The following is an 11,967-nucleotide window of genomic DNA, read 5'->3' as shown; positions in this document are numbered from 1 at the left end:
GCTCAGGCTCAGCGGGCCGCGAGCGCGTCGCCGATCCGGCCGAGTGCCTCGGTCAGGATCGGGCGCGGCGTGGCGAACACGAGGCGCGTGAAACCGACCGCGGCCTGGCCACAGGCGGCGCCGTCGGTCATCGCCACACGGGCGTGCTCGCGGAACCAGGCGCCGAGATCTCCGGCCAGTTCCGTCTCGCGGAAATCGAGCAGCGCGATGTAGGTGCCCTCTGGCGTGGTCGTCGTCACTCCGGGGATGGCCTCCACGAGCTCGGCGAGCAGACGCCGGTTGCCGTCGAGGTAGTCGGTGACCTCCGCCAGCCAGTCGGAACCGCCGGTGTAGGCGGCCAGGCTCGCCACGGCCCCGATGGTCGCCGTGCCGTGGCCGATCCACCCCTCCTCGGCCTCCCATGCGGCGGGGCCGGCGTCGTCGGAGAAGATCAGCTGCGCGCACTTGAAACCGGCGAGGTTCCAGGCCTTCGACGCGGAGGCGGCGGTCACCGTGTGCCCGGCGGCCTCGGCCGAGACGGAGGCGTAGGGGATGTGCTGTGCCGGCGGGTAGATGAGCGGGGCGTGGATCTCGTCTGCGAACACGCGTCCCCCCGCCGTGGTGACCACCGCGGCGAGTGCCTGCAGCTCCTCGCGCGTGGCGACGGTGCCGAGCGGATTGTGCGGGTTGCAGAGAGCGAGCAGTTCGCCGCCATCGTCGAAGGCCCGCGCCACGGCCTCGAGGTCCATCGTCCAGCGGCCCCCGACCAGTAGACTGGGCACCTCGATCACCCGGCGCCCGAGCCGAGGCGGCACCGACAGGAACGGCATGTACGCCGGGGTCGGCACGATCACGGCGGCGCCGGGAGCCGTGAACGAACGGATCGCGAACTCGAACGCAGCGATCACATCCGGGACGAGCCGCACCTGCTCGGCGTCGACCCGCCAGCCGTAGCGATCCGCGTACCAGCCGGCCGTCGCCGTCCGCAGATCCCCGTCGAGCGCCGTGGACAGGTATCCGGTGAGACCGGCATCCAGAGCCCCGACGACGGCATCGCGGATTGCAGGGGCCACGCCGAAGTCCATCTCCGCGACGAACGCGCCGATCGCGTCGGGGAACATGGTCCATTTGATGCTGCCGGCGGCGCGCAGCTCTGCCTCGGAGATCGTGTCGAATCCCATAACTCAATTGTTCACCGCGGATCCTGTGCCCGGATGGCCATCGCCGCGTCTTCATAGACTGAGGCGATGCATGCGCTCACCGAGGAGGAGATCCGCGCGTCGTTCGTGAACGCGGATGCCGACGAGATCGCGCAGATCGCGATGCCGCACGATCTGCTGCTGGCCGAATGGGATTACCTCGACTTCTTCGCCTGGCGCGACCCGATCGCGGTGCGCCGCGGCTGCGTCGTCGTGGAGCGCGACGGGCACGCTGTCGGCATCGTGCTGCGCTCGACCGACCCGGGGCGCACACGCTCGGGCATGTGCAACATCTGCCACACGATGCAGCCCGGCAATCAGGTGGCGCTGTTCACCGCCCGGCGCACCGGCGATGCGGGCCGGCGCGGATCGAGCGTGGGCACCTACATGTGCGCCGACCTGTCGTGCCACGAGAGCGTGCGTCTGGCCGCGCCTCTCGCGCCCAACGAGATCCGACCAGAACAGCTGGCCGATCGTCGTCTGGACGGCACGCACCGGCGACTGCACGGATTCGTGAACTCGGTGCTCGCGGAGGTCTGACCCGATCGCGCATAGGCTGAGGGTGCACGCGTCCGGGTCCGGGCGCGGGGCCGATGTCGTCCACGCGAGGAGTTTTCCATGACCGATCCCATCCTCTTCCACGTCGAGGACGGACTGGCGCGCCTCACGCTGAACCGCCCGCAGCGGCTGAACGCCTTCAACGCCGACCTGGCGCACGCGTGGGCCGAGGTCACGACCGAGGCCGTCGGGCGCGACGATGTCGGCGCGATCGTGCTGGATGCGACGGGGCCCGCGTTCTGCGCCGGCGGCGACGTGCTCGACATGGCGCAGACGATGACCGGCGGCTCCGACATCCACGAGCTCGCGGGCGTCATCAACATCGGCATCCGGGCCCTCACGGAATCATCGATCCCCGTGGTCGCGGCCGCGCACGGCACGACGGCCGGGGGCGGGCTGGGCATCCTGCTCAGCACCGACTACGCCGTGATCGGCGCCGACTCGCGTATCGGCAGCCTGTACGCGAACATCGGTCTCACACCCGATCTGTCGGTCTCGGCGCAGCTCGCGCAGGCCGTGGGCGAGCGCCGCGCCCTGCAGCTCGTGCTGCAGGATCGCCTGCTCAGCGCCGATGAGGCCGTGGAATGGGGGCTCGTCGCTGAAGCCGTCACAGTCGAGGAAGGCGGATCGATCGCCGATGCCGTCCGCGCCAGGGCGGATGAGATCGCCCGGTTCTGGCTCGGCAGCGCCCCCCGTGCGTATGGGCAGGCCAAGCGGCTGATCCGGTCGCGCCCAGGGCGCTCGTTCGCCGATCAGCTCGCGGAGGAGGCCCGCACGATCGGTGCCGCCTTCGACGGCGACGAGGCCCGCACCCGTGTGCAGGACTTCGCTGCGGCATCCGCGAAGCGCCGCGGCTGAGGCGGGTCGTCGCGGTTCTCCTCCCCAGGGTCGGATGACCGTGCGCTCCTCCACAGTGGCCGTGAACCTCTCGGCAGCCGGGAAGGGGCGTGGCAGGATGAGAGCCACACGGACGAGAGGATCGCCATGTCTCAGGTCGATGCGCCGCACGACACCAAACCGAATATGTCCCTGCTCATCAGGGGGTCGATCTGGATCGCGATCGGCGCGCTCATCGCCGCCGCCCTGGTCTGCGTCGTCTGGGTGCTCGTGGGAGATCAGCAGGGCCTGATCGGGCGCGCATTCCTCACGATCCTGCTGCTGGCGGGCTTCGCGGGGATCGCGATCCTCGAAGCGAGCCTGGCTCCGAACCGCCCGGACTGGCTCGCCCTGCTGAGCATGATCACCTGGATCATCGCCCTGATCGTGGGCGCCGTGAAGATCTGGCTGCCCAATAACTCCGGGCCATTCGGCGTCAACGACAGCGGTCCGGAGCGCTTCTTCCAGCTGCTTCTCGTGGTGGGAACCCTCCAGCTCGCCCTGCTGCACGTGCGGCTGTTCTGGAAGGCTTCCCAGCGGCACATCACCACGTTCACGCGGGTCATCACCTACGTGACCTTCGCGATGCTCGCTCTTCTGGTGGGAACGCTGGTGTTCTACCTCACCTTCCCGCACACGTTCACGTATGCCGACCTGTTCTGGCGCATCGTCGTCGCCCTGACGATCCTCACCGCCGTCGGCACGACGCTCATCCCGTTGCTGAACGCGCTCTTCGCGCCCAAGACGCCGCGTCCGGCCGCACAGGGGTTCGCGGCTGTCGCGCCCGCGCCGCAGGCGTGGCCCACGTACATCGACGGGCGCACGCCGCTGCCCGTACTGCGCGATGGATCACCCGACTGGAACGCGTACTACACGGGCGTGCCCACCGCCGAGTCCCAGGTCGCGCCGGCATCGCAGCCGGGCGCCCCTGCGCAGCCGGGCCCGTCGTATGCGAGCTTGCCGCCCGTCCCCGATGCGCCGGTGCCGGATGTGCCCGTCCCTCCCGCTCCTGACGCCCCGCAGGCGCCGTCGGTTCCGGAGAACCCGCCCGTTCCGGATGCGCCGACGGCACCTGACGCGCCGACGACCCCCGGGGCACCGCCCGCCCCCGGCGCTCCGCCGGCGCCCGGAGCGTTCCCTCCCGCTCCGCCGGCGCCCACTCCGCCGCAGTGACGGCGGTGACCGACGGCCTCGCCGATGAGCTGCGGCTGCTCGCCGCCGACATCGCTCAGGAGGCGGGGGCGCTCGCCCTGCGGCGCCGTGCGGAGGGGGTTGCACTGGCGGCGACGAAGAGTTCGCTGGCCGACATCGTCACCGAGGCCGACCGTGAGGTCGAGGCTCTCATCCGGTCGCGGCTCGCGGCCGAGCGTGCCGGTGACGGTTTCCTCGGCGAGGAGTCCGGTGCCGAGCAGGGCGCGAGCGGGCTGACCTGGGTGGTCGACCCGATCGACGGCACCGTGAACTACGCCGCCGGGTTCCCCGCCTACGCGGTGAGCATCGCCGTGGTGCAGGGCGAGCCCGATCCCGACGTCTGGGACGACGTCGCCGGTGCCGTCTTCGCGCCGGTGCTGGGGGAGCTGTTCACCGCCGCGCGCGGCGGAGGCGCCTGGCGCGGCGGCGATCGGCTGCGCGTGTCGGAGGCGCCGCCGGCCGGTGCGCTGCTGGCGACCGGCTTCGGCTACGACCCGTCCACGCACGACGGAGACCTGGCCGCGGTGCGCCGGGTGATGCCTCTGGCCCGCGATCTGCGCCGCATCGGGGCGGCATCCCTCGACCTCGCCTATGTCGCCGCCGGGCGCCTCGACGGCTACTTCGAACGCGGGCTCAAGCCGTGGGACTTCGCCGCCGGGCGGATGCTTGTGCGCGAGGCCGGCGGCGTCGTCGAGCGAGCCGGATCGGCATCCGATGCGCGACGCATGATCGTCGCCGGAAGCGCCGATCTCGTCCGCGATATCATCGTCCGCGCCATGGGCGATCCCTGATCCTGTCCACCGCTTTCCCAGCACGTGTCCGGTAGCGTCGAACCGATCGTTGACGTCATCGACCTGACGATGACCGTGCTGTAGAGCCCCGCCGTTCCCGACCGGCTGACTTGAGAGAAACGTTCTTGCCCTTCGATACCTCCGTGCGCGAGCCTGCGCCCACCCGCCGTTCGCTCCGCGAGGCCGCTGCCCGGCAGCAGGCAGAGTCCCAGGCATCGGCGCCCGTACCCTCGACCGCAGCGCCCTCGACTGTTGCGTCCAGAGCCGATGCGGCGACGCGCGCCGTGCCGCGACGCTCCGTGCGTCCTGCGCTGCGCAAGGTCGTCACGGTCGGGGCATCCGCAGGCGTGATGGGCCTGGCCGGGCTACTCGCGGTGACGATGACTCTGCCCTCGCAGGCCGTCGCGGCCGCGCAGGGCGCGCACGCGGCGACGTCGATCACGGCGCCCAAGGATGCCAAGACGTCGGGTTCTGGAGATGAGGAGATCCAGGCATTCATCGCGCCGACCGAGCTGACCGACGTGTCATTGCAGGGTGCGCAGGGTTTCGCCGCCGTGTCGCGCGCCGACCTCGCCGCAGAGGCCGGCATCCGCTACTCGGACTCGCTCTACACGAACGACACGTCAGCGTCGATCCAGTGGCCGTATGTGGTGGGCGTCGCGATGAGTTCACCGTTCGGTATGCGTGACGGCGTCATGCACGAGGGCATCGACCTCATTCCCGGGCTGGGCGCTCCGATCCAGGCGATCGCCGACGGCACCGTGCGGCTGGCGACAGAGAGCGACGGCGGCTACGGCGTCGGCGCCTACATCGACCACGTGATCGACGGCCGGGTCGTCACGAGCCACTACGCTCACATGCAGTACGGCTCGTTGCGGATGAAGACCGGCGACGTCGTGAAGGTCGGCGACATCGTGGGCCTCACCGGCGACACAGGGCATTCGTTCGGAGCCCATCTGCACTTCGAGCTCATCGTCAACGGTGCCAAAATCGACCCGCTTCCGTGGATGCTGGAGCACGCCGGACGCAAGTGACGCCGATTCGGATGAGGGCCGATTCTTTGGTATTCTCGTCTGGTTGCCCGCAAGGGTGGCAAGCGCCCCGATAGCTCAGTGGCAGAGCACTTCCATGGTAAGGAAGGGGTCGTCAGTTCAATCCTGACTCGGGGCTCGCACGCATTCTTCACAGTATGCCTTGCGGCAGGGTAGCTCAGTTGGTGAGAGCGCACGACTCATAATCGTGAGGTCGCGGGTTCAAGCCCCGCTCCTGCTACTCGAAACCCCCGGCTCCACCCGGGGGTTTCGTCATGTGTGTCGGGGACTTTCTCACAGGGGTGGTTGAGGGTCTTGAACTAGTAGAACAGATTTACTAGAGTAGACACATGACAACGGTATCGACCATCGAAACTGATCCGCAGCTCGTGCTGCTGGATCGGTGGGTCGAGGTCCGGCGGCAGATCGCTCGGCTGGAGGGTGAAGCGGCCGACCTCCTCGCCGCGCGTGGGGATCTTTTCGAGGCCGATGTCCGTCAGTTCCCGCTGCATCGCGATGCCCTCCGTCGATCGATGATCGCCGAGTACTCCGCGGAAGCGCGTATGGCCCGCGGATCGGTCGACATCGCGTTCGCGGAGAGCGAGAGCCTGCGCACCGTGTTCCCCGCCGTCCGCGCCGCGCTCCACGAAGGCAGGATCAGCCTTGCGCATGCGCGCGAAGTGCTTCGTGAGGGAGAGGTCGTGCGGGATGCTGTACGCGAAGGAGTCGCCGCCGCCGAATCCGTCGGACTGTACGAAGCCGCGGCGCTGGCCGTCGCCGAGCAGGAATCGCCATCGCGAACCCGCGCCCGTGCACGCCAGATCGCGACGGCCCTCGTCCCGGACGCCGTCCACGAGCGTCACGCCGAAGCGGCGGCCGAACGCACGGTCACCGTCCGCTCGCTCGACGATGGGCTCGCGCTCCTCACCGCTGTCCTTCCCGAATACGCGGCCATCGCGATCCGCGACCGGCTCTCTGAGATGGCACGGCAGATCGCGCATACCGACAGCGCCGACGATCCAGGGCCGGGTCCCGACGCGTTCCTTGAAGCGGGCGAGCCGATCGAGGAAGCGGGCGAGCCGATCGAGGATGTCGTCGCCCCGCGCACACTCGACCAGATCCGGGCCGATCTGCTCACCGACCTCCTGCTCGCCGCGGTACCGAGCGCCGCGCTCGGCAATGGACTCGGAAGCATCCAGGGCCGGGTGCAGGTGACGGTGGCGGCGACGACGCTCGCTGGCCTCGACGACCGCATGGCAGAGCTCGACGGGCACGGCCCGCTGCACCCTGATATCGCCCGGGCAATCGCCGGGATGGACACGGGGTGGACGAGGCTCTTCATCGATCAGCAGGGCACCATCACCCACACCGACACGTACTCGCCCAACGCAGCGATGAAACGGCACCTCAGAGCGAGGGATCAGCACTGCCGTTTCCCCGGATGCCGGATGCCCGCCGCAAGATGCGAGATCGATCACAATCACGATCACGCCAAGGGCGGGCCGACCAGCCTCGATAACCTGAGTCACTTCTGCCACGGGCATCACGTGCTCAAACATCCCGATATCCCGCCGCCCGCACGATGGACGGCGGGCAGACTCCCCGACGGAAGCATCCGGTGGATCAGCCCGCACGGCCGCGCCTACGCCGACCCGGCCCCGCGCCGCGTGATGTTCGTCTGACAGCGCTGCCCGCGCGCATCGCAGACCCGCCGCTACCCTGAGATCGTGGCCATCGCATCGACGACTCCCGAAGCCGTGCCCGGCACACTGGCCGGCCGCGTCGATGCGGCTATCGCAGGGCTCACGCCCGGCTATTTCGCCCTGGTCATGGCCACCGGCATCGTCTCGATCGCCATGCGCACCAACGGATGGGTGGCGCTGTCGATCGCGCTCGCTGTGATCGCGAGCGTCGCCTACCTCGTGCTCATCGTGCTCAACGTCATCCGCATCCTGCGCCACCGGCACCGCATCGCCGACGACCTCGCCGACCCTGCCCGGGCGTTCGGGTTCTTCACATTCGTCGCCGCCACCTGCGTGCTCGGCAGCAGGATCAGCCAAGACAGCGACCTGCACGGCGTCGCCGTCGCCCTGCTCGCTGTCGCCGCGATCGCCTGGCTCGTCTTCGGCTACACCGTGCCGTGGACGGCCGTGCTGGGCGAGCGTCGCGTGCAGCCGATCACCACGGCCAACGGCACCTGGTTCATCTGGTCGGTCGCGAGCCAGTCGATCGCCGTGCTCGCCGCCACCCTCGAGGCTGTCGAGGACTTCGCGCCGTGGCGCTTCGCGCTCGCGCTGCTCGCGGTGTTCTCCTGGTCCGTCGGCACGTTCTTGTACTGCGCCGTCGGCGTCTTCGTCGGCGTGCGGATGCTCACGGTGCCCTTCCGGCCCGAAGACCTGACCCCGCCGTACTGGGTCGCGATGGGCGCGACCGCCATCACCGTCGTTGCCGGCGCGCGCATCGTCGAGATGGCGGATGCGCCGATGGCGGATGCGACCCGCGGCCTCATCGCCGGCGCCGCTGTGTTCTTCTGGGCGTTCGGCACCTGGCTCATCCCGCCGCTGGTCATGGCCGGCTGGTGGCGTCACGTGCGCCACCGCATCCCGTTCCGCTACGAGGCGACGCTGTGGAGCATCGTCTTCCCCCTCGGCATGTACGGCGTCGGCTCGCAGTTCCTCGGCGAAGTCGATCGGCTGCCGATCGTGCACGCCATCGGCTACGTGGAGAGTTGGGTGGCCCTCGCCGTGTGGACGGCGACCTTCATCGCGATGCTCGTCAACCTCTGGCGCACCGTGCTCCGTGCGCCGCGTCGCACACCCGCCGAAGCATCCGCGGCGAACGCCTCTTGACGTTGTGAGTCATCGCGATGCGCGATGGCGGCATCCGCGTCGTACCCTCTCTGCATGACCGAGAACACGATCGTCGATGCCCGCCGCTCTCTGTTGATCGGTGCGGATGACCCGATCCCCGCTGGTGCGCGCTTCGTCGAGGCGCGCTTCACCGCCCCGGAGCGGATCTGGACGACGACCGTCGAGGGCGCCCTGCGCGCGAGCCTCGACAACGGGGTGCTCGCGGGCCCGCGCAGCCGTGAGCACGGGGTGTTCCCGCTGCCCGACTCGGCACGGCTGGCCGCGACCCTCGCCGATGCCGAGATCGAGATCGACACCCCCGTGGTCGTATACGCAGCCACGCCCGAAGACGCGAAGGCCGCGGCGCGCGCCTGGTTCGTGCTGCGCGACGCGGGCGTGCACGATGTGCGCCTGCTCGACGGCGGGGCCGACGCATGGCGGGTCCGCCAGTCAGCAGAGAGCGCGCGCGGCGAGAACGTTGCCACCTCGGAGTCCGCTGACACGGTCGGCATCGCCCCGGTCCCACGCGCGATCGACGCGACCGACACTGCCGAGATCGGCCACACAGGCGTGCTGCTGGATGCGCGTCCCGCATCCGCGCACGCCAAGGGGCATATACCCGGCGCGGTGAGTGCCCCCGGCGAGGAGCTGTTCGTCGACGGCCGGCTGCGAGCGGCCTCGGAGCTGGAGGACTGGGCCGGCGAACTCGGCGTCTCGCGGGACACTCCGGTCGGCGCCTACTGCGGCGGCGGAGTTGCCGCGGCCGGCACGGTCTTCGCCCTCGCGACGATCGGCATCGAAGCCCCGCTCTACGTCGGATCCTGGTCGCAGTACAGCGCAGACCCCGACAACCCGGTCGAGGCCTGATCAGGCGTTCCCGACACGCTTCTCCACACTTCTGCCCGATCAACGATGCAGCGGGTGCAACTCCGATATCCTCAGTTTGCCGCGCGCAGGTGCCCGGTCATGTCGCGCGCCTGCGCGGCGGTTCGAAGACGAGAAAGGCAATACCAATGACGGGTACGGTACGGAAGGCAGTCGCTGAAGCGCTCGCCACGTTCCTCTTCGTTCTCAGCATCATCGGCGCCGTCAACAGCGGCAGCCCCCTCACCCCCCTCGCGATCGGCCTCGCCCTGGCCGTGCTCGTGTTCGCGACGGGTCACATCTCCGGTGCGCACCTGAACCCCGCCGTCTCGGTCGGCGTGTTCCTGCGCGGCGGTCTCAGCGTGGCCGACCTGATCGCGTACATCGTGGCGCAGTTCGTCGGTGGCGCTCTCGCGGCCCTCGTCAGCTTCGCCTTCTGGCCCGCGGCCACCGAGGCGACCAAGATCGAGGTGGGCCCGGCCTTCCTCGCTGAGGCGCTGTTCACTCTCGCGCTGGTCTGGGTCGTGCTCAACACCGCCACGTCGAAGGACACCGCGGGCAACTCGTTCTACGGCCTCGCCATCGGTGGCACCGTGTTCGTCGGCGCCGTCGCGGTCGGCTCGATCTCGGGCGGCGGATTCAACCCCGCCGTGGCCCTGGGTCTGTCGATCAGCGGTCAGTTCGACTGGAGCGCGCTGTGGCTGTACATCGTCGCCCCCGTAGTGGGTGCGATCGTGGCGGCCATCGCGTTCCGCGCGCTCAACGCCGACGATGCGAAGAAGATCGCCTCTGCGTGATGCGCACAGAGTGATCTGCTCCGCGTAATAGCGCGAACTGATCCTCCCCGGGCCCCGTGCTCCGCCGGCGGCGGGACCGGGCCCGGGGAGGACTAATGTGGATTCTCGTTGCGCATCGACCGAGCGCGACGAGGGGAGAATGCCGTGGGAGACGTCGTCGAACGGATGCGCGGACCGCGCGCCACCTTCTCGTTCGTCGGCATCGGCCTCGCCGCCGGCCTTCTCTCCGGACTCTTCGGCGTCGGCGGCGGCACGGTCATCGTGCCCCTCCTCGTGCTCCTGCTGAACTTCGATCAGCGCCTCGCGGCAGGAACATCGCTCGCGGCCATCGTGCCGACGGCGAGCGTCGGCGTCATCTCCTACGCGCTGTCGGGCTCGGTCGCCTGGATCCCCGCCCTCATCCTCGCCGCCGGATCCGTCGTGGGCGCCCAGATCGGCACACGCCTGCTGCCCCGGGTCTCGCAGACGGCCTTGCGATGGTTCTTCGTTGCCTTCCTCGTCGTGGTGATCGTGGGCTTGTTCCTCGTGATCCCCTCGCGTGATTCCGAGCTGCACCTCACCTGGGTCACCGGGCCCATGCTGGTGGTTCTCGGCCTGTGCACGGGTGTGCTCGCCGGGCTCATCGGCGTCGGCGGCGGCGTGGTCGTCGTGCCCGCGCTCGTGCTGCTGTTCGGCACGAGCGACCTCGTGGCCAAAGGCACCTCTCTGCTGATGATGATCCCCACCGCCGTGTCGGGCACGATCGGAAACCTGCGTCATCGCAACGTCGACCTCGTCGCCGCAGCAATCATCGGACTCTCCGCGTGCACGACGACGGCGCTCGGCGCATGGCTCGCGGGGTTCGTGGATCCGTTCGTCGGGAACATGCTCTTCGCCGCGTACCTGGTCGTCATCGGTGTGCAGATGGCGTTCAAGGCGATCCGCGGTCGCCGCTAGGGCATCGTCGGCGGGGCCATCATCGGTAGGATCGAAGGCGTGCCTGTGAACCCCGATCTCGTCGACCGCGTGTTCGCGCCGACCTCCCCCTACCTCGTCGGACGGGAGAAGGTGCGCGAGTTCGCCCGGGCCGTCTTCGCCGACGCGGCTCAGCACCACGATGTCGCCGCGGCCCAGGCGCTCGGCTTCGCCGACGTCGTCGCGCCACCCACCTTCGCCATGGTCATCCAGGACCTCACTCTGCAGCAGCTGCTGGGCGACCCCGATGCGGGCATCGTGCTCTCGCGCACCATCCACGCAGAGCAGGGCTTCGACTACACCCGCCCGATCGTCGCTGGCGACGAGCTCACCGCGACGTTGCGGGTCACCGGCATCCGCGCAATGGGGGCAGCATCGCGCGTGACCAGCGAAGCCGCGATCGTCGACGCATCGGGAGCACCGGTCGTCACGGCCACCTCCGTATTGCTCATCGGAGAGGACGACGCATGAGCGCGTACGAGAAGGGCGCCGTCGTCGCCGAACGCACCGTGCACGTGACGCGCGAATCACTCGTGCGATACGCCGGGGCCTCCGGCGACTTCAACCCGATCCACTACCGCGACGACGTCGCCGCGTCCGTCGGTCTTCCGGGAGTGCTGGCGCACGGGATGCTCACGATGGGGATCGGCGCCTCCGTGATCACCGCGGCCCTGCCCGCCACGGCGCGGGTGCTCGACTACGGCGTGCGCTTTGCCCGGCCCGTGGTCGTCGACCCGGTCGACGGCGCGGAGCTGGCGATCACCGCGACCGTTGGCGCCGTCGACGACGAGGCTGTCAGATTCGACCTGACCGTGAAGCACGGCGAGACGACGGTGCTCGTCAAGGCGCAGCTGCGCGTCGCCGCGGACAGCATCTGA

13 protein-coding genes and 2 tRNA genes are annotated in these 11,967 nt (G+C 69.5%); 14 read left to right on the top strand and 1 reads right to left on the bottom strand.

Annotated features, from left to right (window positions below; genetic code table 11):
- Positions 1-8: 8 nt before the first annotated feature.
- The gene (locus BKA02_RS02680) at positions 9-1,160 is read right to left on the bottom strand and encodes a MalY/PatB family protein (RefSeq protein WP_179431060.1); all 1,152 of its coding nucleotides are present in this window, start codon (positions 1,158-1,160) and stop codon (positions 9-11) included.
- 66 nt (positions 1,161-1,226) lie between these two features.
- On the opposite strand from BKA02_RS02680, the gene BKA02_RS02675 reads away from it, so the two are divergent.
- The 14 genes from BKA02_RS02675 (at position 1,227) to BKA02_RS02610 (ending at position 11,967) form a co-directional block, all read left to right on the top strand.
- On the top strand, positions 1,227-1,718 hold the full coding sequence (locus tag BKA02_RS02675; protein WP_179431058.1) for an FBP domain-containing protein: 492 nt from the start codon (positions 1,227-1,229) through the stop codon (positions 1,716-1,718).
- Between the two features lie 78 nt (positions 1,719-1,796).
- Positions 1,797-2,594, top strand: coding sequence for an enoyl-CoA hydratase/isomerase family protein (locus BKA02_RS02670; protein ID WP_179431056.1), 798 nt, complete (start codon positions 1,797-1,799; stop codon positions 2,592-2,594).
- A gap of 126 nt (positions 2,595-2,720) precedes the next feature.
- Positions 2,721-3,785: a hypothetical protein gene (locus BKA02_RS02665; RefSeq protein WP_179431054.1), complete on the top strand. Its 1,065-nt coding sequence runs from the start codon at positions 2,721-2,723 to the stop codon at positions 3,783-3,785.
- Entirely contained in the window at positions 3,782-4,594 is an 813-nt protein-coding gene (locus BKA02_RS02660) for an inositol monophosphatase family protein (protein WP_179431052.1), read from the top strand. Before BKA02_RS02665 ends, BKA02_RS02660 begins: the two co-directional genes overlap by 4 nt.
- A 143-nt stretch (positions 4,595-4,737) precedes the next feature.
- A complete protein-coding gene (locus tag BKA02_RS14530) occupies positions 4,738-5,628 on the top strand; it encodes a M23 family metallopeptidase (protein ID WP_343045323.1) in 891 nt (296 codons plus the stop codon).
- Between the two features lie 64 nt (positions 5,629-5,692).
- Positions 5,693-5,764: transfer RNA gene (locus BKA02_RS02650), tRNA-Thr, on the top strand.
- A 28-nt stretch (positions 5,765-5,792) separates the two neighbouring features.
- Positions 5,793-5,866: transfer RNA gene (locus tag BKA02_RS02645), tRNA-Met, on the top strand.
- A 109-nt stretch (positions 5,867-5,975) separates the two neighbouring features.
- On the top strand, positions 5,976-7,307 hold the full coding sequence (locus BKA02_RS02640; protein ID WP_179431048.1) for an HNH endonuclease signature motif containing protein: 1,332 nt from the start codon (positions 5,976-5,978) through the stop codon (positions 7,305-7,307).
- Positions 7,308-7,352: 45 nt separating this feature from the next.
- A complete protein-coding gene (locus BKA02_RS02635) occupies positions 7,353-8,474 on the top strand; it encodes a tellurite resistance/C4-dicarboxylate transporter family protein (protein ID WP_343045322.1) in 1,122 nt (373 codons plus the stop codon).
- 54 nt (positions 8,475-8,528) lie between these two features.
- Positions 8,529-9,341, top strand: coding sequence for a sulfurtransferase (locus BKA02_RS02630; protein WP_179431046.1), 813 nt, complete (start codon positions 8,529-8,531; stop codon positions 9,339-9,341).
- 146 nt (positions 9,342-9,487) lie between these two features.
- A complete protein-coding gene (locus BKA02_RS02625) occupies positions 9,488-10,135 on the top strand; it encodes an MIP/aquaporin family protein (RefSeq protein ID WP_179431044.1) in 648 nt (215 codons plus the stop codon).
- 165 nt (positions 10,136-10,300) lie between these two features.
- Positions 10,301-11,071: a sulfite exporter TauE/SafE family protein gene (locus tag BKA02_RS02620; protein WP_179435141.1), complete on the top strand. Its 771-nt coding sequence runs from the start codon at positions 10,301-10,303 to the stop codon at positions 11,069-11,071.
- A gap of 39 nt (positions 11,072-11,110) precedes the next feature.
- Positions 11,111-11,560, top strand: a complete 450-nt coding sequence (locus BKA02_RS02615; RefSeq protein ID WP_179431042.1) for an FAS1-like dehydratase domain-containing protein — start codon at positions 11,111-11,113, stop codon at positions 11,558-11,560.
- Entirely contained in the window at positions 11,557-11,967 is a 411-nt protein-coding gene (locus BKA02_RS02610) for a MaoC/PaaZ C-terminal domain-containing protein (protein ID WP_179431040.1), read from the top strand. The genes BKA02_RS02615 and BKA02_RS02610 overlap by 4 nt, the downstream gene beginning before the upstream one ends.

The sequence above is a fragment of the Microbacterium pseudoresistens genome (assembly GCF_013409745.1).
In the GTDB taxonomy this organism is placed as follows: domain Bacteria; phylum Actinomycetota; class Actinomycetes; order Actinomycetales; family Microbacteriaceae; genus Microbacterium; species Microbacterium pseudoresistens.
Note: the sequence above shows the minus strand (reverse complement) of the source record. Positions and strands in the feature narration are given on the sequence as shown.

Excerpts from the sequence above, each read along its gene's own strand:
- BKA02_RS02630 (WP_179431046.1), top strand. The coding sequence starts at position 8,529 with ATGACCGAGAACACGATCGTCGATGCCCGCCGCTCTCTGTTGATCGGT.
- BKA02_RS02610 (WP_179431040.1), top strand. The coding sequence starts at position 11,557 with ATGAGCGCGTACGAGAAGGGCGCCGTCGTCGCCGAACGCACCGTGCAC.
- BKA02_RS02640 (WP_179431048.1), top strand. The coding sequence starts at position 5,976 with ATGACAACGGTATCGACCATCGAAACTGATCCGCAGCTCGTGCTGCTG.
- BKA02_RS02680 (WP_179431060.1), bottom strand. The coding sequence starts at position 1,160 with ATGGGATTCGACACGATCTCCGAGGCAGAGCTGCGCGCCGCCGGCAGC.
- BKA02_RS02670 (WP_179431056.1), top strand. The coding sequence starts at position 1,797 with ATGACCGATCCCATCCTCTTCCACGTCGAGGACGGACTGGCGCGCCTC.
- BKA02_RS02665 (WP_179431054.1), top strand. The coding sequence starts at position 2,721 with ATGTCTCAGGTCGATGCGCCGCACGACACCAAACCGAATATGTCCCTG.
- BKA02_RS02625 (WP_179431044.1), top strand. The coding sequence starts at position 9,488 with ATGACGGGTACGGTACGGAAGGCAGTCGCTGAAGCGCTCGCCACGTTC.
- BKA02_RS02675 (WP_179431058.1), top strand. The coding sequence starts at position 1,227 with ATGCATGCGCTCACCGAGGAGGAGATCCGCGCGTCGTTCGTGAACGCG.
- BKA02_RS02620 (WP_179435141.1), top strand. The coding sequence starts at position 10,301 with ATGCGCGGACCGCGCGCCACCTTCTCGTTCGTCGGCATCGGCCTCGCC.